Annotated in this window: 25 protein-coding genes and 1 pseudogene; 19 read left to right on the forward strand and 7 right to left on the reverse strand. The window is 65.1% G+C overall.

Annotated elements, in window-relative coordinates; translation table 11 throughout:
* From C167_RS0103200 to C167_RS0103260, 13 genes are all read left to right on the forward strand, one after another.
* The coding region (locus C167_RS0103200) for a cbb3-type cytochrome c oxidase subunit I (protein WP_017516816.1) at window positions 1-468 on the forward strand (468 nt) is incomplete at its 5' end.
* Entirely contained in the window at window positions 468-1,076 is a 609-nt protein-coding gene (gene ccoO, locus C167_RS0103205) for a cytochrome-c oxidase, cbb3-type subunit II (RefSeq protein ID WP_017516817.1), read from the forward strand. The genes C167_RS0103200 and ccoO, both read left to right, overlap by 1 nt.
* A 5-nt stretch (window positions 1,077-1,081) precedes the next feature.
* The gene (locus C167_RS0103210; RefSeq protein ID WP_026078771.1) at window positions 1,082-1,273 is read left to right on the forward strand and encodes a cbb3-type cytochrome oxidase subunit 3; all 192 of its coding nucleotides are present in this window, start codon (window positions 1,082-1,084) and stop codon (window positions 1,271-1,273) included.
* Window positions 1,270-2,235: a cytochrome-c oxidase, cbb3-type subunit III gene (gene ccoP, locus C167_RS0103215; protein ID WP_017516819.1), complete on the forward strand. Its 966-nt coding sequence runs from the start codon at window positions 1,270-1,272 to the stop codon at window positions 2,233-2,235. Before C167_RS0103210 ends, ccoP begins: the two co-directional genes overlap by 4 nt.
* Window positions 2,236-2,446: 211 nt before the next feature.
* Complete coding sequence (gene ccoG / locus C167_RS0103220; protein ID WP_017516820.1) at window positions 2,447-3,862, forward strand: cytochrome c oxidase accessory protein CcoG; 1,416 nt, start codon at window positions 2,447-2,449, stop codon at window positions 3,860-3,862.
* Between the two features lie 129 nt (window positions 3,863-3,991).
* The gene (locus C167_RS0103225) at window positions 3,992-4,537 is read left to right on the forward strand and encodes a FixH family protein (RefSeq protein ID WP_017516821.1); all 546 of its coding nucleotides are present in this window, start codon (window positions 3,992-3,994) and stop codon (window positions 4,535-4,537) included.
* Window positions 4,534-7,011 (forward strand): heavy metal translocating P-type ATPase, encoded by a 2,478-nt coding sequence (locus tag C167_RS0103230; protein ID WP_017516822.1) that lies wholly within the window; start codon window positions 4,534-4,536, stop codon window positions 7,009-7,011. Before C167_RS0103225 ends, C167_RS0103230 begins: the two co-directional genes overlap by 4 nt.
* A gap of 1 nt (window position 7,012) precedes the next feature.
* Window positions 7,013-7,234: a cbb3-type cytochrome oxidase assembly protein CcoS gene (ccoS, locus tag C167_RS0103235; RefSeq protein WP_026078772.1), complete on the forward strand. Its 222-nt coding sequence runs from the start codon at window positions 7,013-7,015 to the stop codon at window positions 7,232-7,234.
* The gene (locus C167_RS32115) at window positions 7,227-7,952 is read left to right on the forward strand and encodes a sulfite exporter TauE/SafE family protein (RefSeq protein ID WP_017516824.1); all 726 of its coding nucleotides are present in this window, start codon (window positions 7,227-7,229) and stop codon (window positions 7,950-7,952) included. Before ccoS ends, C167_RS32115 begins: the two co-directional genes overlap by 8 nt.
* A 71-nt stretch (window positions 7,953-8,023) precedes the next feature.
* Window positions 8,024-9,406 carry an oxygen-independent coproporphyrinogen III oxidase gene (hemN, locus tag C167_RS0103245; protein WP_017516825.1) on the forward strand — a complete coding sequence of 461 codons (1,383 nt, stop codon included), beginning with the start codon at window positions 8,024-8,026 and terminating at the stop codon, window positions 9,404-9,406.
* A 257-nt stretch (window positions 9,407-9,663) separates the two neighbouring features.
* Window positions 9,664-10,398, forward strand: a complete 735-nt coding sequence (gene anr, locus C167_RS0103250) for a transcriptional regulator Anr (protein ID WP_017516826.1) — start codon at window positions 9,664-9,666, stop codon at window positions 10,396-10,398.
* Window positions 10,399-10,513: 115 nt separating this feature from the next.
* Window positions 10,514-11,062: an adenine phosphoribosyltransferase gene (locus C167_RS0103255; protein ID WP_017516827.1), complete on the forward strand. Its 549-nt coding sequence runs from the start codon at window positions 10,514-10,516 to the stop codon at window positions 11,060-11,062.
* A 302-nt stretch (window positions 11,063-11,364) separates the two neighbouring features.
* Window positions 11,365-12,195 (forward strand): metal-dependent hydrolase, encoded by an 831-nt coding sequence (locus C167_RS0103260; RefSeq protein ID WP_017516828.1) that lies wholly within the window; start codon window positions 11,365-11,367, stop codon window positions 12,193-12,195.
* Window positions 12,196-12,525: 330 nt separating this feature from the next.
* On the opposite strand, the gene C167_RS0103265 is transcribed toward C167_RS0103260, so the two are convergent.
* Window positions 12,526-12,921, reverse strand: coding sequence for a GFA family protein (locus C167_RS0103265; RefSeq protein ID WP_017516829.1), 396 nt, complete (start codon window positions 12,919-12,921; stop codon window positions 12,526-12,528).
* Between the two features lie 29 nt (window positions 12,922-12,950).
* Window positions 12,951-13,646 carry a TetR family transcriptional regulator gene (locus C167_RS0103270; protein ID WP_026078773.1) on the reverse strand — a complete coding sequence of 232 codons (696 nt, stop codon included), beginning with the start codon at window positions 13,644-13,646 and terminating at the stop codon, window positions 12,951-12,953.
* A gap of 75 nt (window positions 13,647-13,721) precedes the next feature.
* Between C167_RS0103270 and C167_RS0103275 the strand changes: the two are divergent.
* The 3 genes and pseudogenes from C167_RS0103275 to C167_RS0103285 all read left to right on the forward strand — a co-directional run bounded on the left by C167_RS0103275 (window position 13,722) and on the right by C167_RS0103285 (window position 16,873).
* Window positions 13,722-15,304 (forward strand): annotated as a pseudogene (locus C167_RS0103275) (flavin-containing monooxygenase).
* Window positions 15,301-16,191 (forward strand): SDR family NAD(P)-dependent oxidoreductase, encoded by an 891-nt coding sequence (locus C167_RS0103280; RefSeq protein WP_017516832.1) that lies wholly within the window; start codon window positions 15,301-15,303, stop codon window positions 16,189-16,191. The pseudogene C167_RS0103275 and the gene C167_RS0103280 overlap by 4 nt, the downstream one beginning before the upstream one ends.
* Before the next feature lie 142 nt (window positions 16,192-16,333).
* Window positions 16,334-16,873 (forward strand): CbrC family protein, encoded by a 540-nt coding sequence (locus C167_RS0103285; protein WP_017516833.1) that lies wholly within the window; start codon window positions 16,334-16,336, stop codon window positions 16,871-16,873.
* 14 nt (window positions 16,874-16,887) lie between these two features.
* Here the strand turns inward: C167_RS0103285 and C167_RS0103290 are convergent, their stop codons facing one another.
* Window positions 16,888-18,036 carry an acyl-CoA dehydrogenase family protein gene (locus tag C167_RS0103290; RefSeq protein WP_017516834.1) on the reverse strand — a complete coding sequence of 383 codons (1,149 nt, stop codon included), beginning with the start codon at window positions 18,034-18,036 and terminating at the stop codon, window positions 16,888-16,890.
* 75 nt (window positions 18,037-18,111) lie between these two features.
* Window positions 18,112-19,080: a transcriptional regulator FtrA gene (ftrA, locus tag C167_RS0103295; RefSeq protein WP_017516835.1), complete on the reverse strand. Its 969-nt coding sequence runs from the start codon at window positions 19,078-19,080 to the stop codon at window positions 18,112-18,114.
* A gap of 93 nt (window positions 19,081-19,173) precedes the next feature.
* Between ftrA and C167_RS0103300 the strand changes: the two genes are divergently transcribed.
* Both C167_RS0103300 and C167_RS0103305 read left to right on the forward strand, forming a co-directional pair.
* Complete coding sequence (locus C167_RS0103300; protein WP_017516836.1) at window positions 19,174-19,617, forward strand: rhodanese-like domain-containing protein; 444 nt, start codon at window positions 19,174-19,176, stop codon at window positions 19,615-19,617.
* Entirely contained in the window at window positions 19,605-20,084 is a 480-nt protein-coding gene (locus C167_RS0103305; protein WP_017516837.1) for a GNAT family N-acetyltransferase, read from the forward strand. The genes C167_RS0103300 and C167_RS0103305 overlap by 13 nt, the downstream gene beginning before the upstream one ends.
* Here C167_RS0103305 and recR read toward each other — a convergent pair.
* From recR to dnaX, 3 genes are all read right to left on the reverse strand, one after another.
* On the reverse strand, window positions 20,081-20,680 hold the full coding sequence (recR, locus tag C167_RS0103310; protein ID WP_017516838.1) for a recombination mediator RecR: 600 nt from the start codon (window positions 20,678-20,680) through the stop codon (window positions 20,081-20,083). The genes C167_RS0103305 and recR overlap by 4 nt on opposite strands.
* Window positions 20,681-20,809: 129 nt before the next feature.
* On the reverse strand, window positions 20,810-21,136 hold the full coding sequence (locus C167_RS0103315) for a YbaB/EbfC family nucleoid-associated protein (protein ID WP_017516839.1): 327 nt from the start codon (window positions 21,134-21,136) through the stop codon (window positions 20,810-20,812).
* 177 nt (window positions 21,137-21,313) lie between these two features.
* The gene (gene dnaX, locus C167_RS0103320) at window positions 21,314-23,473 is read right to left on the reverse strand and encodes a DNA polymerase III subunit gamma/tau (RefSeq protein ID WP_017516840.1); all 2,160 of its coding nucleotides are present in this window, start codon (window positions 23,471-23,473) and stop codon (window positions 21,314-21,316) included.
* Between the two features lie 152 nt (window positions 23,474-23,625).
* Here dnaX and C167_RS0103325 point away from each other — a divergent pair, with 152 nt between their 5' ends.
* Window positions 23,626-24,348 carry a substrate-binding periplasmic protein gene (locus tag C167_RS0103325; protein WP_017516841.1) on the forward strand — a complete coding sequence of 241 codons (723 nt, stop codon included), beginning with the start codon at window positions 23,626-23,628 and terminating at the stop codon, window positions 24,346-24,348.
* Window positions 24,349-24,422 lie beyond the last annotated feature (74 nt).

The following is a 24,422-nucleotide window of genomic DNA, read 5'->3' on the forward strand; positions in this document are numbered from 1 at the left end:
CCGATGATGGCCATCAAGACCGTCAACTCCCTGTCGCACTACACCGACTGGACCATCGGCCACGTACACGCCGGCGCTCTGGGCTGGGTGGCGATGATCTCCATCGGCTCCCTGTACCACCTGATTCCGAAGGTCTTCGGCCGCGAGCAGATGCACAGCGTTGGCCTGATCAACGCCCACTTCTGGCTGGCTACCATCGGTACCGTGCTCTACATCGCTTCGATGTGGGTCAACGGCATCACCCAGGGTCTGATGTGGCGTGCGATCAACGCCGACGGCACCCTCACCTACTCCTTCGTGGAAGCCCTGCAGGCCAGCCACCCGGGCTTCATCGTCCGTGCACTGGGCGGCGCCTTCTTCGCCTCCGGCATGCTGCTGATGGCCTACAACACCTTCCGTACTGTGCGCGGTTTCAAACTGGCTGACGCCGATGCCGCTGCCCAGATCCCCGCTGTAGGAGCTCACTGATGAAGCACGAAGTAGTCGAGAAGAACATCGGCCTTCTGGCCTTCTTCATGGTCATTGCGGTGAGCATCGGCGGTCTGACCCAGATCGTTCCGCTGTTCTTCCAGGACGTCACCAACAAGCCGGTCGAAGGCATGAAGCCTCGCACCGCGCTGGAACTGGAAGGCCGTGACATCTACATCCGCGAAGGTTGCGTAGGCTGCCATTCGCAGATGGTCCGTCCGTTCCGCGCCGAGACCGAGCGCTATGGCCACTACTCCGTTGCCGGCGAAAGCGTCTGGGACCACCCGTTCCTGTGGGGTTCCAAGCGTACCGGTCCGGACCTGGCCCGCGTCGGCGGCCGCTACTCCGACGACTGGCACCGCGCGCACCTGTACAACCCGCGCAACGTGGTGCCGGAATCGAAGATGCCCTCCTACCCCTGGCTGGTGGAGAACAAGCTCGACGGCAAGGACACGGCGAAGAAAATGGAAGCCCTGCGTACGCTGGGCGTGCCCTACACCGACGAAGACATCGCCGGTGCCCGTGACGCCGTCAAAGGCAAGACCGAGATGGACGCTGTCGTCGCCTACCTGCAAGGCCTCGGCACCATCATCAAGAGCAAACGGTGACTGTGATGGATATCGGAACCATTCGTGGAATCGGCACAGTCGTAGTCATGGTCGCCTTCGTCGGCGTCCTGCTCTGGGCCTACGGCGGCAAACGCAAGGAGCGCTTCGACGAAGACGCCATGCTGCCCTTCGCGGATGACCCGGTCGCCAAAAAGCACGTCGAGCAAGAGCAAGCTTCTAGGAGCAACAAAGAATGACAACCTTCTGGAGTCTGTACGTCACCGTACTTACCCTGGGCACCATCTTCGCCCTGGCGTGGCTGCTGTTCGCCACCCGTCGCGGCCAGCGCAGCGAAGCCACCGACGAGACCGTCGGGCATGCCTTCGACGGCATCGAGGAGTACGACAACCCGCTGCCGAAGTGGTGGTTCATGCTGTTCGTGGCCACTTTCATCTTCGCCCTCGCCTACCTGGTTCTTTATCCGGGCCTGGGCAACTGGAAGGGTCTGCTGCCGGGCTACCAGGACAAGGCCGAATTCGCCAACGGCGAAAAAGGCTGGACCGGTGTGCACCAGTGGGAAAAGGAAATGGCCAAGGCCGACGAGAAGTACGGCCCGCTGTACGCCAAGTTCGGCGCCATGCCGATCGAGGATGTGGCCAAGGACGAACAGGCCCTGAAAATGGGTAACCGCCTGTTCGCTTCCAACTGCTCCGTCTGCCACGGTTCCGACGCCAAGGGCGCCCACGGCTTCCCGAACCTGACCGACGCCGACTGGCGCTGGGGCGGCGAGCCGAAGGACATCATCGCCACCATCGAAGGCGGCCGCCACGCGGCCATGCCGGCCTGGGGCGAAGTCATCGGCGACCAGGGGGTTCATGACGTAGCAGCCTTCGTCACCACCAAGCTGGACGGCCGCAAGCTGCCAGAAGGCGTGACTGACGATCAGGTCGCCAACGGCCAGAAGATCTTCGCCACCAACTGCGTGGCTTGCCACGGCGCGGAAGGCAAAGGCACTGCAGCCATGGGCGCGCCGAACCTGACCCACCCGGCTGCCTTCATCTACGGCTCGAGCTTCGCTCAGCTGCAGCAGACCATCCGCTACGGCCGTCAGGGCCAGATGCCCGCTCAGCTTGAACGTCTGGGCAAGGATCAGGTTCACCTGCTCGCTGCCTACGTGTACAGCCTGTCCCATGGTGAAGGTGAGAAGAGCGCGGAATAATCCTCCTCTTTCCTACACTCATAGCGACACCCAGCGGCGCCGGTTTCTATACCGGCGCCGCTCTATTTCTGGGTCCATAATTCCTTGCGCGACCAACTGTCGCACCGTTGCAACACCCACCACGCCGTATCATTGTTAGGCGTGCAAGCATATTTCTGACCCTCTCGGCATGTATCGACAGGGCGCCCTCCCGCTGCCGTGGAATGCACTGATGAGCAAACAGATTCCGGTCCAGGACGTTACTCCGCCCACCAAGGGCAAGGGTGAAAGCGTCGACCTTTATGCCTCCCGGGAAAAGATCTACACCCGAGCCTTTACCGGGTTCTTCCGAAACCTCCGCATGGCCGGGGGCGCCCTCCTCTTCCTTCTCTACTTCGGCACCGTGTGGCTGACGTGGAACGGCCGCCAGGCCGTGCTCTGGGACCTGCCCGAGCGAAAGTTCTACATCTTCGGCGCCACCTTCTGGCCGCAGGACTTCATTCTGCTCTCGGGCCTGCTCATCATCAGCGCGTTCGGGCTGTTCTTCATCACCGTGTTCGCTGGCCGCGTCTGGTGCGGTTACACCTGCCCGCAGAGCGTCTGGACCTGGATCTTCATGTGGTGCGAAAAGGTCACCGAGGGTGACCGCAACCAGCGCATGAAGCTCGACAAGGCGCCCATGAGCGGCAACAAGCTGCTGCGCAAGATTGCCAAGCACAGCCTCTGGCTGCTGATCGGCCTGGTCACCGGCCTGACTTTCGTCGGCTATTTCGCCCCCATGCGCGAACTGCTCAGCGACCTGGTCACCGGCCAGGCGGACGGCTGGGCGTACTTCTGGGTCGGCTTCTTCACCCTCGCCACCTACGGCAACGCCGGCTGGCTGCGCGAGCAGGTGTGCATCTACATGTGCCCCTACGCGCGTTTCCAGAGCGTGATGTTCGACAAGGACACCCTGATCGTCTCCTACGATCCGCGTCGTGGCGAGAAGCGTGGCCCGCGCAAGAAATCTCTGGACTACAAGGCCCAGGGCCTGGGCGACTGCATCGACTGCACCATGTGCGTACAGGTCTGCCCGACCGGCATCGACATCCGCGATGGCCTGCAGATCGAGTGCATAGGCTGCGCCGCGTGCATCGACGCCTGCGACAGCATCATGGACAAGATGAACTACCCGCGCGGCCTGATCAGCTACACCACCGAACACAACCTGTCCGGGCAGAAGACCCACCTGGTGCGCCCGCGCCTGATCGGCTACGCCATCGCCCTGTGCGTCATGATCTGCCTGCTGATCACTGCCATCTTCCTGCGCCCGCTGGTGGGCTTCGACGTCAGTAAGGACCGCGTACTCTATCGCGAGAACGCCGAAGGCCGGATCGAGAACGTGTACAGCCTGAAGGTCATGAACAAGGACCAGAAGGACCACACCTACGTGCTCAGCGCCAAGGGCATGGACGGCCTTATCCTGGAAGGCAAGAAGGAAATCTCGGTGGCGGCCGGGGACATCTTCACCATGCCGGTGGAACTGTCCATCGACCCGGAGAAGCTGCCCTCCACCACCAACGAGATCAGCTTCACCATCCAGTCGGTGGACGACCCGTCCATCAGCAAGGAATCCAGCAGCCGCTTCATCGGCCCGCGCGTTCGTTGAACCGCCGCTGAACGAATTGGCACCCCATGTTGCGCATGGGGTGCCAGTGCCGGGCGAAGCACGTAGAATTTGCCCGCCCCTTCACCGGGCAGCGCCAGCGCGGCGTTGCCAGCGAGAGAACTCAAGACCATGCAATCGGCCATGAAAACGCCCGTGGAACCCTGGTACAAGCACCTCTGGCCCTGGATCATCATCGCCATGCTGGCCACCTCGATCGCCCTCAGCCTGACGATGGTCAACATTGCCGTGAACAACCAGGACTCCCTGGTCAGCGACAACTATTACGAAGCCGGCAAGGGCATCAACCGCTCCCTGGACCGCGAGCACCTCGCCCAGCAGCTCAAGCTGCGCGCGAAGATCAGCTTCGACGAGCTGACCGGCGAAGTGGACCTGCGCCTCACCGGCGACAGCCGCCCGGCGACGCTCACCCTGAACCTGCTTTCCCCAACCCTGGAGTCCCAGGACAAGCACCTGGAGCTGCGCGCAGCACCCGCAGAGCCGGGCCGCTACACTGCCAGCCTGGATGCTGCCGTGAAGGGTCGCCGCTTCGTCGAACTGCTCGGCGAGGAGAACGGCAAGACCTGGCGTCTGTTCGAGGAAGAGAAGGTCGCCCCCGGCGGCTCCTTCGACCTCGGCGACGAGCCCCTCAGCGGAGATGAAGCCGAGCGCCCATGAGCGCCCCGCTGCTCTGTTACCACTGCGCGCTGCCGGTTCCCCCCGGCAGCTGCTTCGTTGCGCCCGTCCTGGGCGAACTCCGCGAATTCTGCTGCCCCGGCTGCCAGGCCGTGGCCGAGGCCATCGTCGCCGGCGGCCTGGAAGGCTATTACCGCCACCGAACCGAAGCTGCGCCCAATCCCGACGCCCTGCCCGAACAGCTCGCCGATGAGCTGAAGCTGTTCGATCGCCCCGACGTCCAGCAACCCTTCGTCCAGCACCAGGGCGAGCTGGCCGAGACCACGCTGATCATGGAAGGCATCAGCTGCGCCGCCTGCGGCTGGCTGATCGAGAAACACCTCAAGGGCCTGCCCGCCATCGCCGAAGCTGGTCTCAACCTGTCCAACCACCGCCTGCATGTGCGCTGGTCCGACAGCGAGCTGCCGCTGAGCGAACTGCTCGCCGAACTGCGCAGGATCGGCTACGCCGCACACCCCTTCCAACCGGACCGCGCCGCCGAGCAGTTGCACCAGGAGAACCGCAAGTCCCTGCGCCAACTGGGTGTCGCCGGCCTGCTGTGGTTCCAGGCGATGATGGCGACCATGGCCACCTGGCCGGAATTCAACATCGACCTGAGCCCCGAACTGCACGAGATCCTGCGCTGGGTGGCGATGTTCCTCACCACGCCCATCGTCTTCTACTCCTGCCAGCCATTCTTCCGCGGTGCCGTGCGCGACCTGCGCACACGCCACCTGACCATGGATGTCTCGGTGTCCCTGGCCATCGGCGGCGCCTACCTGGCCGGCATCTGGACCGCCGTCACCGGTCACGGCGACCTGTACTTCGACGCCGTGGGCATGTTCGCCCTGTTCCTGCTCGCCGGCCGCTACCTCGAACGCCGCGCCCGCGAACGCACTGCCGCCGCCACTGCGCAGCTGGTCAACCTGCTGCCCGCATCATGCCTGCGCCTGGACGAAAGCGGCCAGACCAGCCGCGTACTGCTCAGCGAACTGAAGGTTGGCGACCGTGTGCTGGTGCAGCCCGGCGCGGTGATCCCTGCGGACGGCCTGATCCTCGACGGGCAGTCCAGCGTCGACGAATCCCTGCTCACCGGCGAATACCTGCCGCAGCCGCGCCAGAGTGGCGACAGCGTCACCGGCGGCACCCTCAACGTCGAGGGCCCGCTGACCGTGCAGGTCAAGGCACTGGGCGGCGACAGCCGGCTGTCGGCCATCGTCCGCCTGCTCGAACGCGCGCAGTCGGACAAACCGCGCCTCGCCGAACTCGCCGACAAGGCCGCGCAAGGGTTCCTCATCGCGCTACTGGTCCTCGCCGCCGTGGTCGGTCTGTTCTGGTGGCAGCACGACGCGTCACGCGCTTTCTGGGTGGTCCTGGCGATGCTGGTGGCGACCTGCCCTTGCGCCCTCTCCCTGGCCACGCCGACCGCACTGACCGCCGCCACCGGAAGTCTGCACAAACTCGGCCTGCTGGTGACCCGTGGTCACGTGCTGGAAGGCCTGAATCACATCGACACGGTGATCTTCGACAAGACCGGCACCCTTACCGAAGGTCGGCTGACGCTACGTGCGGTCCGGCCGCTGGGGACACTGGACAGCGACGCGTGCCTGGCCCTGGCCGCCGCGCTGGAAAACCGCTCCGAACACCCCATCGCCCGCGCCTTCGGACGCGCGCCGCAGCCCGCCGAAAATGTCGAGAGCCATCCCGGCCTGGGCCTGGAAGGCCTGGCCGGTGATCGCCGCCTGCGCATCGGCGAACCGTCCTTCGTCTGCGCTCTCAGCGGCAGCGCCGCCCCCGAACACCCACAGGAGCCGGGCCAATGGTTGTTGCTGGGGGATGAAAATGGCGTCCTCGCCTGGCTGGTGCTGGACGACCGCATCCGCGAAGATGCCGCCGACCTGCTCGACGCCTGCCGCGCCCGTGGCTGGCGCACCTTGCTGCTGTCCGGCGACAGCTCGCCCATGGTTGGCCGCGTCGCCGCCGAACTGGGCATCGACGACTGCCGGGGCGGCCTCCGCCCGGACGACAAGCTGGAGGTGCTTCGCCAGCTCCACCAGCAAGGCCACCGCGTGCTGATGCTGGGTGACGGCGTGAATGACGTTCCCGTGCTGGCCGCCGCCGACATCAGCGTCGCCATGGGTTCGGCGACGGACCTCGCCAAGACCAGCGCTGACGCGGTGCTGCTGTCCAACCGCCTGGACAGCGTGGTGCAGGCCTTCGGCCTGGCCCGCCGCACCCGTCGAGTGATCATCGAGAACCTGATCTGGGCGGGGCTGTACAATGGCCTGATGTTACCCTTCGCCGCCCTCGGCTGGATCACGCCCGTGTGGGCGGCGGTGGGCATGTCGATCAGCTCGCTGACCGTGGTGCTCAACGCCCTGCGCCTGACCCGGCTGCCCAAGGGCGCCGGCGCCCCGCCAGCAACCACTGCCCTGCCAGCCGCCCCGCAAGCGGTGCAGGCGCTGCCACGGAGTTGAAATGCCCGCTCTCTACATAATGATTCCGGTTGCCGTGGTCATCGTCGGCATCTGCATCGCAATCTTCTTCTGGGCAGTGAACAGCGGCCAGTACGACGACCTGGACGGGCCGGCCCACAGCATCCTGTTCGACGACGAAGACCCCAGGCACCAGGCCGGCATCGACGAAGCCGAGGGTGACGAGTCCCAGGCCAGTCAGAAGCAGGACAAGCGCGATGCCTGATCTGGCGCCGCTGCTGGCGTCGGCGCTGATTCTCGGCCTGCTCGGCGGCGGTCACTGCCTGGGCATGTGCGGCGGCCTGATGGGTGCGCTGACCATGGCCATTCCTGCAGAACAACGCGGCCGACGCCTGCGCCTGCTGCTGGCCTATAACCTGGGCCGCATCCTCAGCTACGCCTGCGCCGGTCTGTTGCTCGGCCTCGCCGGCTGGGCAGTGGCGAGAACGCCGTTCGCCTCGGCGCTGCGGGTGGTTGCAGGCCTGCTGCTGATCGCCATGGGCCTGTACCTGGCCGGGTGGTGGAGTGGCCTGACGCGCATCGAAGCGCTGGGTCGAGGCCTGTGGAAGCGCATCCAGCCCTACGCCAGCCGCCTGCTGCCGGTCACCACGATGCCGCGCGCGGTGCTGCTGGGCGCGCTCTGGGGCTGGCTGCCCTGCGGCCTGGTCTATAGCACCCTGCTCTGGGCTACCAGTCAGGGTTCGGCGGTGGACAGCGCCCTGCTGATGCTCGCCTTCGGCCTGGGCACCTGGCCGGTGCTGCTGGCGACCGGGCTGGCCGCCGAGCGCATCACCGCCCTTCTGCGCAAGCGCAGCGTACGCATGGCCGGCGGCATCCTGGTGATCCTCTTCGGCCTGTGGACCCTGCCCGGCCCCCACCAGGCCTGGATCATGGGCCACGAGATGCACGCCAGCGCCGGCATTTCCCACCATAAAGCCGCTTGATACAGGTCAACAGGCCTCGGTCGGACTCTCCCTAGACTGCGCAGGAAAAGCTCGCCACCGGGGACATCGGCATGCTCGACAATATTCGCTGGGACGCAGATCTGATACGCCGATACGATCTGTCCGGCCCGCGCTACACCTCCTATCCCACAGCCGTGCAGTTCCACGAAGGAGTCGGACCCTTCGACCTGCTGCACGCGCTGCGCGATAGCCAGAAGGCCCAGCGCCCGCTCTCGCTCTACGTGCACGTCCCATTCTGCGCGAACATCTGCTACTACTGCGCCTGCAACAAGGTCATCACCAAGGATCGTGGCCGCAGCGCCCCCTACCTCGCCCGTCTCATCCATGAAATCGAGATCGTCAGCCGCCACCTGGGACGCCAGCAGCAAGTCGAGCAGCTGCACTTCGGCGGAGGCACCCCGACCTTCCTGAGCCCCGGCCAGTTGCGTGAGCTGATGGCGCAACTGCGCACCCATTTCCACTTCGTCGAGGGCGACTTCGGCGACTACGGCATCGAGATCGACCCGCGCGAGGCCGACTGGTCGACCATGGGCCTGCTCCGCGAGCTGGGTTTCAACCGCGCCAGCATCGGCGTGCAGGACTTCAACCTGGACGTGCAGCAGGCCATCAACCGCCTGCAGAGTTTCGACGAGACCCGAGCGATCATCGATGCGGCGCGCACCCTGCAGTTCCGCTCGATCAACATCGACCTGATCTACGGCCTGCCCCGGCAGACCCCGGACACCTTCGCCCGCACCGTCGAACAGGTCATCGCGCTACAGCCCAACCGGTTGTCCGTGTTCAACTACGCGCACCTTCCCGAGCGCTTCCCGCCACAGCGGCGGATCAACGCCGAAGACCTACCCTCGCCAGCGCAGAAACTGGAGATGCTGCAGCGCACCACCGAGCAACTGGAAGCCGCTGGCTACCGCTACATCGGCATGGACCATTTCGCCCTGCCGGACGACGAGCTGGCCATGGCACAGGAAGACGGCACCCTGCAGCGCAACTTCCAGGGCTATACCACCCACGGCCACTGCGACCTGGTGGGCCTGGGCGTCTCATCGATCAGCCAGATCGGCGATTTCTATTGCCAGAACAGCAACGACATCGCCGACTACCAGAACACCCTCGACCAGGGCCAGCTCGCCACGCGCCGCGGCCTGCACTGCAACAAGGACGACCTGATCCGCCGCGCGGTGATCCAGCAGCTGATCTGCCATTTCCAACTCGACTTCGAAGACATCGAGGATCTCTACAACATCGACTTCCGCGGCTATTTTGCAGAAATCTGGGAGGACCTCGAACGCTTCGCCCGGGATGGCCTGATCACCCTCGGCCCGCGCGGCATCGACGTCAGCGCTTCCGGCCGGCTGCTGGTGCGCTCGCTGTGCATGCTGTTCGACCGCTACCTGCCCTTGCAGAACCTCCAGCGTTTTTCGCGGGTCATCTGACCCGCGAGTCCCCGCTGCACGACCGACGGTACAGGGCCAACTGTCGCACCCATTGATACAGGATATGTCCAGCGCCGCCACCCACAGCAACCGCCCTGCCGCGGCCCTTTTCGAAAGGATTCGAGCCCCGATACAACCCCCGTGAAACCTCATCCCCGTCGCTGGGACCAGCGATTCAGACAGGTCGCCAACTGGCGCGCGACTTGCGGTCTGCGGTACCCTTGGTTTTTGTGTGCCATCCCATTCAAGGAACACTCATGGCCGAAACCATCAAAGTGCGCGCCCTGCCCCAGGCGCACTGCAAGGATTGCAGCCTGGCTCCCCTCTGCCTGCCCCTGTCGCTGAACCACAGCGACATGGACGCCCTCGATGAGATCGTCAAACGCGGCCGACCGCTGAAGAAAGGCGAGTTCCTGTTCCGCCAGGGCGATACCTTCGGCTCCGTCTTCGCCGTGCGCTCCGGCGCCCTGAAGACCTTCAGCATCACCGACGGCGGTGAAGAGCAGATCACCGGGTTCCACCTGCCCAGCGAACTGGTCGGCCTCTCCGGCATGGACACCGAAAGCTACCCGGTATCGGCCCAGGCCCTGGAAACCACTTCGGTCTGCGAGATTCCCTTCGAACGCCTGGACGAGTTGTCCGAACAACTGCCGCAACTGCGCCGCCAGCTGTTGCGGGTGATGAGCCGCGAAATCCGCGACGACCAGCAGATGATGATGCTGCTGTCGAAGAAGACCGCCGACGAGCGCATCGCCACCTTCCTGGTGAACCTTTCTGCACGCTTCCGCGCCCGTGGTTTCTCGGCGCAGCAGTTCCGCCTGGCCATGTCGCGCAACGAGATCGGCAACTACCTGGGCCTGGCGGTGGAGACCGTCTCCCGCGTATTCACCCGCTTCCAGCAGAACGGCCTGATCGCCGCCGAAGGCAAGGAAGTGCACATCCTCGACTCCATCGAACTGTGCGCACTGGCCGGCGGCCAGCTGGAAAGCTGACAGACACGAAAGCTGACCCATTGGTTGACTTTCCGGTCATCGAAAACGGGCTCGCCGACTGGCGGGCCCGTTATACTTTGGCCTCTGCAAAAACCGCATCAGGTGCACATCCAGCATGATCCTCAACCCACTCGACCTGAAGTCCGTGATCCGTGCCGTTCCCGACTTTCCCAAGCCCGGCGTCATGTTCCGCGACATCACTCCGCTGTTCCAGTCGCCGCGAGCCCTGCGCTTCGTCGCCGACAGTTTCATCCAGCGCTACGTCGAGGCCGATTTCACCCACATCGGCGCCATGGATGCGCGCGGCTTCCTGATCGGTTCGATCATCGCCTACGAGCTGAACAAACCCCTGGTGCTGTTCCGCAAGCGTGGCAAGCTGCCGGCCGATGTGCTCGCCCAGGCCTACGAGACCGAATACGGCGAAGCCCTGTTGGAAGTCCACGCCGACAGCCTGTGCGAAGGCGACAGCGTGCTGATCTTCGATGACCTGATCGCCACCGGCGGTACCCTGCTGGCCGCCGCCCAACTGGTTCGCCGCATGGGCGCCAGTGTCTTCGAAGCCGCCGCGATCATCGACCTGCCGGAACTGGGTGGCTCAACCAGGCTCAACGACGCGCAAATCCCCACCTACAGCCTGACTGCCTTCGCCCTCGACGAGCAGTGAAATAGCACTGTTGCTGGAAACGGGCGCTCGGGCGCCCGTTTTCGTTTCCGCCCCCCTGCACCCCGCCCTCTTCTGCAAACGCCCCATCCAATGGCTGGTCTTGGCCCGTTTGGCCGGATTCGACTTGGTCTCGGCCACATATGACCTTTCGATTGTCCGACAAGACTCCGAACATGACATCAACCGATGACACATTCCCAGGTGGCATCGCGAACTAACGACAGGGCTCGCTCGGGTTGCCGCAGTTGCCACTTGCCGCGCTTCCCTTTACCAGGCGCCCGCAAAACAACAAGGAGTTAGTCATGAACGCCAGTACCACACCGATCCGCGCCAATTTCCCGGTCCGCCGCATGGATTTCAGCTTCAGCGAAACGCCGAAATACTGGTGGGACGGGCAACCCTTCATGACCCACTTCATGAACAACCTGTCTTCGCTGTTCCCCTACGGCGAGAAGTTCTTCGTCGACAGCGTGCGCGCCGTGCGCGAGCGCATCCAGGACCCGCAGTTGCAGAAGGACGTCAGCGCCTTCATCGGCCAGGAGGCCATGCACTCCAAGGAGCACGCGGCCTACAACGAATACGCCGACGAGCACGGCATCGACCTGGAGACCCTGGAGCTGCGCATCAAGGTGCTGCTCGAATCCATCAGCAAGGTCACCACCAAGAAGCACCAGTTGGCGATCACCTGCGCCCTGGAACACTTCACCGCGACCATGGCCGAGCAATTGCTCAAGCGCGAAGACCTGAGCAGCCAGATGAAGTCGGACAAGATGTACAAGCTGTGGATGTGGCACGCTGTAGAGGAAAACGAGCACAAGGCGGTGGCCTACGACGTCTACCAGCAGGTCTACGGAGGCTACTTCACTCGCACCGCAGTGATGCTGCTGACCACGGTGATCTTCCTCAGCGTCATCGCCGGCTTCCAGATCAACCTGCTGCGCCGCGACGGCCAGTTGTTCAACTGGCGCAGTTGGAAGCACGGCCTGGGCGTGCTGCTGCATCCGCGCCGCGGCTACTTCGTCAACCTGATCCGCCCCTGGCTGGACTACTTCCGCCCCGGCTTCCATCCCTTCGACCATGACACCAAGGCGCTGGAAACCCGCTGGAAGGAAACCCTGGATTTTGCCGGCTGAGCCCTTCGCGGCAAAAAAGAACGCCAGGCAATTGCCTGGCGTTTTTCATTGCAGTCTCTTGCGTCGGTGGCCGTTTGTAAGAGCAACTGCCTTTATCTGCCCCCTACTGGCTATTTCCCCTCTCCCTGACCCTCTCCCTGAAGGGAGAGGGGACTGACCGGCATCAAGCGGAGCACCGAGCCGACCGGCCACTCCGCACGACTCCCTCTCCCTTCAGGCAAATGGCGGGGAAGAGGGACTCTGTAGGAGCGGACCTTGACCGCGAAGGATCAGCCCCGCTGAAGAGCATCACGGAGCAGCTCCGCTCCTACGAAAGCAAAAGCCCGGGGGTCAGCCCTCCTGCCGCCTCGGCAGATCGTCCACCGTGTCGAACCACGACAGCTGCGACGAACACCAGACATGGCACTGCGGCTTGACCAGCTCCGGGTCGTCCAGGGTCACGGTGTTGAGCCCCACCGTGTCGCCGTCGCGTACGCGGAACTCCATCGGCGTGCCGCACTTCACGCAGAAGCGCCGCTCGCCGGCCTCACTGGAACGCCACATCCCCAACTCCCCGGCGGTATAGGTGAAGCCCTTCAGCGGAATCACCGCCCAGGGCACTGCCGGTGAGGCATTGGATTTCTGGCAGATTCGACAGTGGCAGTAACCGGTTTCCTCCGGCTCGGCATCCAGCCGGTAGCGCACCGCACCACAGGCGCAGCCGCCGAACAGGGGCAAGGGCAACATGGCAGCAGTCTCCGCTCGAATAGAAAGACTCAGAGCCTAGCCAGCATGCCGAAGGTCTGCAGCACCGCGACGCCGGTGAAGAGCAACAGGATTTGTCGCTCGGCCAGGGCGCAGACTTCATCGCGCTGTTCCGGCGGACGCTCGAGATAGTCCAGCGACTGCTGGAACAACTGCCGACTGATCAGCCGCGACAGCTGGTTCAGCTCGACTTCGTCGACCTCTGGCAACAGGTGGAACTGGCGGATGTCCTCGGCCATGTCCTCGCCGAACTCATCCATCACCCGCGCCAACGCCTGACGTAGCACCGGTGAGGGTCCGTGGAGCTCGCGCACGCCGATGATGAAAGCCTGAGGGTTGCCTTCGACGAAATCGAAGAACAGTCGCACGGTCTCCCGCGTGACCCGCTGGCCGCGCTCCAGGTCGAGGCCAAAGGGCACGCTGGCGGCGCCCTCCTCCGGCCGGGCACGCTCGGCCGCTTCGCGGCGCAGGTCGCGCAGCGGCTGGCGCAGCTGGGTGGCGATGTCGCGGATGATCGCCAGGCCCAAGTCGTCCACGTCGCCGAAATGCCGGTAGAAGGTGTTCGGGTTCAGCCCCGCTTCCCGCGCCAGCTCCCGCAACCCGAGGCTGCTCAGGCTGCGCCGGCTCCCCGCCAGGCGCAGCGCCGCCTCGATCAGCGCACGCTTGCCGGCGGCCTCCACCGGTCGTTCTTCCTGTCCGATTTCCATGAGATTGGCGCCGACCCCACCTAAGGTTGGTTGTCCCGAAAGTATACAGATGTCTACATTTCAGCACGTAGACAGTTGTATACGCCAGCAACAATCATAACAGGAGCTTGGCAATGGGCACCCAACCTAAGTCTGCCGCGAGCAGACACTGCAAGATCGCCATCATCGGCACCGGCTTTTCCGGGCTGGGCATGGCGATACGCCTGAAGCAGGAAGGCGAGAACGACTTCCTGCTGTTCGAGAAGGATGCCGGCGTCGGCGGCACCTGGCGGGTCAACAACTACCCGGGCTGCGCCTGCGACGTGCAATCCCACGTCTACTCCTTCTCCTTCGAGCCAAACCCGGACTGGACGCGCATGTTCGCCCGCCAGCCGGAAATCCGCGCCTACCTGGAGAACTGCTGGAAGAAGTACCGCCTGGAAGACAAGACGCTGCTCAACACCGAGATGGCGCGCTTGGAATGGAACGACGAACAGCAGCTCTGGCACCTGTTCGACGCCGCCGGTAACCACTACACCGCGAAGGCCGTGGTTTCCGGCATGGGCGCCCTGTCGATTCCCTCGATCCCGGCGCTCAGGGGCCTGGAGAATTTCCAGGGCAAGGCCTTCCACTCCCAGCAGTGGGACCATGACTACGACCTCAAGGGCAAGCGCGTCGCGGTGATCGGCACTGGCGCCTCGGCCATCCAGTTCGTCCCGGAAATCCAGCCGCTGGTGGCCAAGCTCGATCTTTACCAGCGTACCGCGCCGTGGATCCTGCCCAAGCCGGACCGCGCCATCAGCGAGAGGGAACGCGCACGCTTCCGACACTTTCCAGCCGTACAGAAACTCTGGCGCGGCGCCCTCTACAGCATGCTCGAAGGCCGCGTACTGGGCTTCACCTTCGCGCCCTGGGCGATGAAGCTCGTGGGCAAGCTGGCCGAGCGCTTCATTCGCCAGCAGATCAAGGACCCGGACCTGCGCCGCAAGCTGACTCCTGACTACACCATCGGCTGCAAGCGCGTGCTCATGTCGCACAACTACTACCCGGCGCTGGCGGCCTCCAACGCCTCGGTGATCGTCGACGGCATCCGCGAGATCAAGGCGAACAGCATCATCACCAGCGACGGTCGTGAGCGCCAGGTGGACGCCATCATCTTCGGCACCGGCTTCACTGCCAACGACCCGATCCCCCGCGGCGTGGTGTTCGGCAAGGGTGGCGTCGACCTGCTCGACACCTGGAAGAATGGCCCGGAAGCCTACAAGGGCACCATGACCCGCGGCTTCCCCAACCTGTTCTTCCTCATGGGCCCGAACACCGGCCTGGGCCACAACTCGATGGTCTACATGATCGAATCGCAGATCGCCTACGTGCTGGGCGCCATCAAGCTGATGGATCGCCGCGAGTTGCAGAGCGTCGAAGTCAAGGAAGAGGTACAGGAGCGCTGGAACGAGAAGCTGCAGCGCGGCCTCAACCACAGCGTGTGGAACACCGGCGGCTGCAAGAGCTGGTACCTGCACCCGGTGAGCGGGCGCAACTGCACCCTGTGGCCGGGCTTCACCTGGCGCTTCCGCGCCCTGACCAGCCAGTTCGACCCCGGTGCCTATCATCTGAAGGCCAAGCCCCTGAGCAGCCCTGTCGTCCAACCGCAACGCCACGCCGAGGAGGTGCCGGCATGAAGAACTTCGAGAACAAAGTCGCCGCCATCACTGGCGCGGGTTCCGGCATTGGCCGCGCCCTGGCCGTGGAGCTGGCCTCCCGTGGCTGCCACCTGGCACTGGCGGACGTGAATGCCGTGGGCCTGGAGGAAACCCGCCAGTTGCTCGCCTCATCCGGCGTGCGCGTGTCCATCGACACCGTAAACGTCGCCGACCGCGCGCAGGTGCATGCCTGGGCCGACAAGGCCGCACGCGAACACGGCAAGGTCAACCTGGTGTTCAACAACGCCGGCGTCGCCCACGCCGGCACCGTGGAAGCCAGCGACTACGAAGAGTACGAGTGGATCACCAACATCAATTTCTGGGGCGTGGTATACGGCACCAAGGCCTTCCTGCCGCACCTCAAGGCGTCCGGTGACGGCCACATCGTCAACGTGTCCAGCGTGTTCGGCCTGTTCTCCCAGCCGGGCATGAGCGCCTACAACGCCACCAAGTTCGCCGTGCGCGGTTTCACCGAGTCGCTGCGCCAGGAGCTGGACATGGAGCGCGGCGGCGTCTCCGCCAGCTGCGTGCACCCTGGCGGGATCAAGACCAACATCGCCAAGACCGCACGGATGAACGACAGCATGGTCAAGGTCACTGGGCAGAACGCGGAGGCCGCGCGCAGCCAGTTCAACGACCAACTGCTGCGCACCACCCCGCAGAAAGCCGCACAGGTGATCATTCGCGGCGTGGAGCGCGATTCGCGTCGAATCCTGATCGGCACCGACGCCCACGCCATCGACGTGATGCTGCGCCTGCTGCCGGTCTGGTACCAGAAGGTGGTCACCGGCAGCATGAAACTGGCCAAGCGCTTCGCTCCCAAGCCCAAGCGCAAAGCCGCCACCGAAGGCTACGAGGCCAAGTAATCCGTCATTTCCAAGAGTCCCTTTTTCCCTGTCGGGCCGGCGCCCACCCCCCTTTCCCCCGGATGGGCGCCGTTTTTTCCAGCACTCGTCGCGCTGCGTATACTGGCTGTCCGCACCCGGAAATGACCCAAGGATGACGACCATGAGCCCGACGCTCCCTGCCTTCCGCTATCACCCCGCCCCGCTTGCCACCGGCAGCGTGGTCGCCTCGGGCGCGATCTGCCTGTGCTGCGAACAGGCACGCGGCTTCATCTACACCGCTTCTGTCTACACCCGCCACGATCTGCCGGAGCACTGCCTGTGCCCCTGGTGCATCGCCGATGGCAGTGCTGCCGAGCGCTTCGAGGCGAGCTTCGCCGATGACTATCCGCTGCTGGATGCCGGCGTACCCGATGCCGTGGTGCGCGAGGTCTGCGAGCGCACGCCGGGGTTCGCTTCCTGGCAGCAGGAGCACTGGCTCAGTTGCTGCGGCGACGCCTGCGCCTTTCATGGCGATGCGAAGCGCGAGGACATAGTCGCCCTCGGCGCCGCCGGGCTGGCCGGGCATTTCCCTGACTTCGCCTGGCCGGAGAAAACCTGGCTGCAGGTGGTCGAGCACTACCAGCCGGCGGGCGACCCGGCGATCTATCACTTCCGCTGCCTGCACTGCGGCACGACGCACTTCGGCATGGATTTCACCTGAGCAACCGGGGCGGCTCAGAGGCCCATCTGCTTGGCGATGATCTCGTTCATGATCTCCCGTGTGCCGCCGCCGATGGAGAGGATGCGATTGTCGCGGTACAGCCGCTCCACCAGGCTCTCGCGCATGTAGCCCATGCCCCCCAGCACCTGGACCGCGTCGTAGGTCACGCGGTCCGCGACGTCAGTGGCAAAGTTCTTGGCCATGGAAATTTCCCTGATGACACTCCTGCCGGCAGCCATTTTCGCCGCCTGGCGGTAGGTAAATTCGCGGGACACTTCGACCTGCGTCGCCATTTCCGCCAACCGGTGCTTGAGCACCTGGAACTTGCCGACCGGCTTGCCGAAGGCCTCGCGCTCGCGGCTCCACGCCAGCGCCTCGTCCAGCGCCAATTGCGCGGTCATGTTGGCCATGATCGCCAGTGCCAGACGCTCGCTCTGGAAGTTCGCCATGATGCAGGCGAAGCCCATGTTCTCTGCGCCGATGAGGTTTTCCACCGGCACCTTGCAATCGTCGAAGAACAGCTCGGCGGTATCCGACGCCCACCAGCCCATCTTCTTCAGCTTGCGGCTCACCGTGAAGCCGGGAGTGCCCTTCTCCACCAGCAGCAGACTGACTCCACCGAAGCCGTCGCCGCCGGTTCGCACGGCGACGGTGTAGTAGTCGGCGCGCACGCCGCTGGTGATGAAGGTCTTGCTGCCGCTGACGCGGTAGTGGTCGCCGTCGCGCACGGCGCGGGTCTTCAGGCTGGCGACGTCGGAACCACCGGAGGGTTCGGTGACCGCCAGCGCCATGATCTTCTCGCCGGCCAGCACCTGCGGTGCGATGCGCTCGCGCAGCTCCGGACGGCCCCACTTGATCAGTGGCGGGAGGCCGATATCCAGCGAGCCCAGTCCCGCCACCAACCCGCCGGAACCACAGCGCATCAGCTCCTCGCTGGCCGCCACCTTGGCGAACAGGTCGCCCTCGTGGCTGCCGCCCAGCGCCTCGGGATAACCGATGCCGAGGATGCCGGCGTCGCCCGCCTTGCGGTAAAGCTCGCGGGGAAACTCCTCGGCTTCTTCCCAGCCGGCAACGTGGGGCAGGATTTCACGCTCGACGAAGCGCCGCACGCTGTCGCGAACCAGGCGGTGGCTGTCATCGAAGTATTCGGCAAACACGGACATGGCAAGGCTCCAGACGGTTTGCCTGAAACTTACCGAGCGCTTGCTTGGTTTTCAAGGCGAGACACCCGCCATCGGCTAGGACAGATGCGCCGCCCCGAACCGCTCGCGGTACGCAGAAGGCGCTACGCCCGCCGCGCTACGAAAGGCATTGCGGAAGCTTTCCACCGTACCGAAGCCGCATTGCTCGGCGATCCGCTCGACGCTGTCGGCGCTGCTTTCGAGCAATTCGCGGGCCCGCAGCATGCGCTCGTGCTGCAACCAGGCCTTGGGCGTCATGCCGGTCGCCTCGCTGAAACGGCGCAGGAAGGTGCGCTCGCTCATGGCCACGCGGCTCGCCAGTTCACCGACGGTGATTGACCGGTCCAGCCGCTGCCGGGCCCAGTCCAGCAGCCCGGCGAGGTCATGCCGGGGCGCCTGTGCCACCGGCGCGGGAATGAACTGCGCCTGGCCGCCACCCCGCTGTGGCGACATCACCAGACGCCGTGCCACGGTATTGGCCACCTGCGTACCGAAATCCCGCGCCACCAGGTGCAGGCAGGCGTCGATGCCGGCCGCGCTGCCGGCAGAGGTGATCAGTTGCCCGGCGTCCACATAGAGCACCTGGGCATCGACTTCGATGGCCGGGAAGCGCGTCGCCAACTCCTCGGCGTAGCGCCAGTGTGTGGTCGCCCGCTGGCCATCCAACAATCCCGTAGCGGCCAGGACGAAGACTCCGGAGCAGATCGACAGCAAACGCGCGCCTTCGTCATGGGCCTTGCGCAGCGCTTGCACCAACTCGGCGGACGGCGCCTCGGCGCGGTCACGCCAGCCTGGCACGATGAGGGTGCCCGCCGTGTCGAGCGATTCCAGCCCACCGTCGGCGAGCACGCGGATGCCGCCCAATGCACGCATCGGTCCATCATCGACGGCGACGACCCGGTGGCTGTACCAGGGAAAGTCAAACTCGGGACGCGGCAGGCCGAAAATCTCCACGGCGATGCCGAATTCGAAGGTACACAGGCCGTCGTAAGCGAGCACGGCGACTTCCAGAGGATTGCGAGGCATTTGGCGGAAAACTTCCGATCACTGTCCAGGGCGCCACTGTAGCCGACTCGAGCGCTCACATACAGTGCTCCCATCTTCCACAGGAGCCTTGCCATGCCCAGCCTCGTCAGCCAGTTCCCCGCCGCCCTGCCCGCCGATGCCCTCGCCCACTTCAGCCACCGCCTGGCCTTCGAGACCGACTGTTCGGACGTCAACCACGCCCTGCAGAATGGCAAGCAGGATTTCGTCCTGCTCGATGTGCGCAATGCCGCTGCATTCGCCCGCGGGCACGTGCCCGGAGCGCTGAACCTGCCCACTCGCGAAATCGATGCCCGACGCATGGCGCAGTTCGCGCCGGGTACCCTGTTCATCGTCTACTGCGCCGGGCCGCACTGCAACGGCGTGCACCGCGCCGCCGCAAAGCTCGCGGCGCTGGGTTTGCCGGTGAAGGAGATGATCGGAGGGGTTACCGGCTGGCTGGACGAGGGCCTGGCGCTGGTCAGTGCCGAGGGCCACGAGCAACACCGCCCGGAAGAAAGCATCTCGTGCGCCTGCTGAGCATTCGCGAGGCACGGCCGGATGATGTTCCGGCCGTGCTCGACCTGATGCGCTCGCTGGCGGAATTCGAGGGCTATCTCGATGACTTCGCGGTGAACGCCGATGCCCTGCTCACCCGCGCCTTCGGGCCGGCGGCGCAGTGCCAGGTGTTCGTCGCCGAGACTGATGCGATCGTCGGCTACGCCGTCGTCCAAAGCCTCGCCTTCACCCTCGATCTACGCCCGAGCGTTCGGCTCAAGGAGCTCTATGTCGTCCAGGGACAGCGTGGCAGCGGCATGGGCGAACAGTTGCTGCGGCGAGTAGCGCAATGGGCGCTCGAGCAAGGCGCAGGCCGCCTGCTGTGGGACGTGCTGACCGGCAATGACGCGGCGGAACGCTTCTACTCGCGCCTGGGTGGCCGGCGCGAAAGCCAGTGGATTGCCTACCGGATGGATGATCGGGAGCTGCTGCGCCTTGCCGGCGGTTAGCCGCTGATCGGCCGCCGCCCTGCCAGGGCGTGGGCCAGGGTGCCGCCGTCCACCAGTTCCAGCTCGCCACCCAGCGGTACGCCATGGGCGATGCGCGACAGCACCAGTTCGCCGCCGCCGAGCAGTTGGGCGATGTAGTGGGCGGTTGCTTCGCCTTCCACCGTGGGGTTGGTAGCCAGGATGATCTCGCTGAAGTTGCCGGCCTTGATCCGCGCCTCCAGCTCGGGAATACCGATGGCTTCCGGGCCGAGGCCGTCCAGCGGCGACAGGTGCCCCTTGAGCACGAAGTAGCGGCCACGGTAACCGGTCTGTTCGACGGCGAACACGTCCAGCGGACCTTCCACGACGCACAGCAGGCTGTCGTCACGGCGCGGGTCGCTGCACTGCGGGCAGAACTCGTCTTCGGACAAGGTGCGGCACTGCTTGCAATGACCGACGCCCTCCATCGCCTGGGACAGCGCCTGGGCCAGGCGCAGGCCTCCCGTGCGGTCACGCTCCAGCAGCTGCAACGCCATGCGCTGGGCACTCTTCTGGCCCACTCCGGGCAGTGTGCGCAGGGCGTCGATCAGTTGGCGGATCAGCGGCGTGAAGCTCATGGCGGCAGTCTCGGGTTTTCTGAGGGTTGGAACGACTGTAGGAGCGAGCCCGCTCGCGAAGCCCGCCCGGCTATGAGGGCCGGAAGAGCGTTCGCGAGCAAGCTCGCTCCTACAGGGGAAGAGCCTGGATCAGAAAGGCATCTTGAAGCCAGGAGGAAGCTGCATACCGGCAGTCATGCCGGACATCTTCTCCTGGTTGTTCTGCTCGATCTTGCGCACGGCGTCGTTCACCGCGGCAGCGATCAGGTCTTCGAGAATCTCCTTGTCTTCCTGCATCAGGCTGTCATCCAGGGAGACGCGCTTGACGTCATGGCGACCGGTCATCACCACGCTCACCAGGCCGGCGCCGGATTGACCGGTCACTTCGGCGTTGGCCAGCTCTTCCTGCATCTTCTGCATTTTTTCCTGCATCTGCTGGGCCTGCTTCATCAGGCCGGCCATGCCACCTTTCATCATGTCGAGTTCCTCGATTCGTTCAGTCGTGGAGAAAGTCAGAGCCTGTTCGCGGCCTCGCGAGCTGGAGCAGAACTGGGCGAAGCGAGCGAGGGAGCGGAGTTTACACTCCGCAAATGAGCATTCCTCGCTTGCTTTCAACGACGTTCTGTCAACGCGCAGCAGGTCCCGGACTGGCTCTCAGGCCTTCGCCTCCAGGGGTTCAATGGTACCGTCGCGGACCACCGCGGCGAACTGTTGCTTCATCTGTAGCACATAGGGATCGGCGGCAATCGATGCCTCGGCCTGGCGCTGACGCTCGGCGCGCTTGCGCGCGGCAGCCTGGGCCGGGGTTTCCTGCTCGGGCTTCTGCTGGGTGACGTGCAGCGTCAGGGTGCGCCCGTGGTACTGGTTCAGCGCATCGTTCAGGCGACGCTGCTGGGTCGCGTTGAACAGCGCGCTCTGGCCCGGGTCCAGGTGCAGGTGCCAAATGTCTCCGTCCACGGCCACCAGGGTGCAGTTGGCGCCGATGCTGGCGGTCAGGCCAGCCAGGCCGAGGCGCGGGAACAGGTCCAGCCACTCGGCGGCAAGGCCGGTGGCGGGCATGGCGGCGGGCTCGGGTTCCGGCTCGGCCTGCTCCTGCGACGCCTCGCTCTCGAGGTAGCCATAGGACTCCATGTCGACTTCGTAGTAGTCCTCGGCGGGCGGCGGCTCTTCGTCACGGTCGTCATCTTCGGCCAGGTCTTCTACCACGGCCGGTGCGGGTGTCTCTGGCGGAACCGGTGCAGCGGCCTGCGCCGGAGCAGGCACGGCAGGTGCAACTGCAGCAGTTTCGAGCGGCCCTGGAGTGGCGACAACCGTCGCCGAAGGTTCGTCCCACGGCAGGTCGACCGGCGTTTCGGCAACCGGCGGCTGCGGCGCGACGGCGGGAGTAACAGGCTCTGCTGCCACGACCACTTCCGGCAGCGCTTCGAGCGGCGCGGGAGCGGCTTCGACGACGGGCGCGGGTACGGCAACGGGCGCTGCCTCCACCACCGGAGCCGGAGCCGGAGCCGGAGCCGGAGCCGGAGCCGCCTGAGGCTGGGGCGCAGCAACGGCCGGCGCAACTTCGGCGGCCTGAGCTACAGGAGCGACCGGTGCAGGCGCAACAGGCGGCGGAGCAATGGCTGCAACCGGCGCCGCAACGGCAGCGCCGGCCACTGGGTTCGGGTTGGAATCAGCCGTGGCCTTGCTGATCCCCAGGTCCTTTAGTGGTGACCTGGGCGCGCCGTCGGCATCGGCCGGGCGGAACGCCAGCATGCGCAGCAGCACCATCTCGAAGCCGCCACGGGGGTCGGGTGCCAGCGGCAGGTCGCGGCGGCCGATCAGGCCCATCTGGTAGTAGAACTGCACGTCCTCGGCGGGCAAAGCCTGGGCCAGCGCCAGCACGCGGTCGCGGTCGCCCTGGCCGTTGTCCACCGCCTCGGGCAGCGCCTGGGCGATGGCCACGCGGTGCAGCACATTGAGCATTTCGGCCAGCACGCCGCCCCAGTCCGGGCCTTGCTCGGCCAGGTGACGGACGGCTTCCAGCAGTGCACGGGCATCGCCTTCGAGCAGTGCATGGAGCACGCCGTAGACCTGACCGTGATCCAGGGTACCGAGCATGGCGCGCACGTCGGCGGCCAGCACCTTGCCTTCGCCGAAGGCAATGGCCTGGTCGGTGAGGCTCATGGCGTCACGCATGGAGCCGTCAGCCGCGCGGCCGAGCAGCCACAGCGCATCGTCCTCGAACGGCACGTTTTCGGCGCCCAGGACGTGGGTGAGATGCTCCACCACGCGCTCCGGCGGCATGTTCTTCAGCGAGAATTGCAGGCAGCGCGAGAGGATGGTCACCGGCAGCTTCTGCGGGTCCGTGGTAGCCAGCAGGAACTTCACGTGGGGCGGCGGCTCCTCCAGGGTCTTCAACAGGGCATTGAAGCTGTGGCTGGAGAGCATGTGTACTTCGTCGATCAGGTAGACCTTGTAGCGCCCGCGGCTCGGCGAATACTGCACGTTGTCGAGCAGCTCGCGGGTGTCTTCGACCTTGGTGCGACTGGCGGCGTCGACCTCGATGAGGTCGACGAAGCGGCCTTCGTCGATCTCGCGGCACACCGAGCACTGACCACAGGGCGTGGAGCTGACGCCCGTCTCGCAGTTGAGGCACTTGGCCAGGATGCGCGCAATGGTCGTCTTGCCCACGCCACGGGTACCGGTGAACAGGTAGGCGTGGTGCAGGCGCTGGTTGTCCAGCGCGTTGATCAGGGCCCTGAGCACATGGGTCTGGCCGACCATTTCGCGGAACGAACGCGGACGCCATTTGCGGGCAAGAACCTGATAACTCATTGAAATCCATCGCGACAGGTGGGCAGAAGTGCGCTAATCCTAGCGAAGCGGGCTGTAAATTGCACTCGATGTCCGCACCGGTCGTTGTCGCATCTTGGCAAGGGCCGGGCTACACGGCATTGTGTCGTCGTTCTGCCATCAACGGAGCCTTGATGCGCTTCCTTGCCACCGTCCTGCTGCTGACCGCCACCCTTGCCCAGGCCGAGGACCGTCCCCTGCGCTTCTCAGTGGTCGACAGCTGGGCGATGCCCCTGGCACAGATCGAGAATGGCGAACTGACCGGCGGCATCATGTTCGAGCTGTTCAACGAGGCGGCACACGAACTGGGCCGCCCCGCGGCCTTCCACATAGTGCCCCGTGCCCGTATCGAGCAGGCCCTGCTCAGCCACGCCGTGGACGTGCGCTGCTATGTGTCGCGCAGTTGGATCGAGCACGAGTTCAACGACTACCGCTGGACCGCCCCACTGATGGTCCAGCGTGACCTGCTGGTGGTCCGCGACGCCCCGGCCGACAAGCTGGAAACCCTGCCCAGCCAATCCGTCGGCACCGTACTGGGCTATCACTATCCGCGCCTGCAGCCGCTGCTGGACAGCCACTGGCTGACCCGCGACGACGCTCGCAACCAGGAGCTGGTGCTGAAGAAGCTGCGCATCGGCCGCTATCAGTACGCGATCAGTAGCGATTTCGCGTTGAACTGGTTCAACCGAGAGTTGCCCGAGGCGGAGCGACTGAGAATCGCCAGCGTGATCGAAGAGACGCCACTGTCGTGCATGGTGCTGGACGCGCCTGACGTCCGCACAGACGAAGTGCTTTCGGTACTGGCGAAGATCAAGGCGTCAGGGAAGATCGAGCAGATCCTGGATCACTACCGCTGAGGCGGCGGCTGCATCGACAGGAAGGGGCTGCTGATTTTACTGGCCCCGAAATGGAGGCGGCCCCGCCAGCCACA

The organism is Pseudomonas nitroreducens TX1, assembly GCF_000313755.1.
GTDB classification, from domain to species: Bacteria; Pseudomonadota; Gammaproteobacteria; order Pseudomonadales; family Pseudomonadaceae; genus Pseudomonas; species Pseudomonas nitroreducens_A.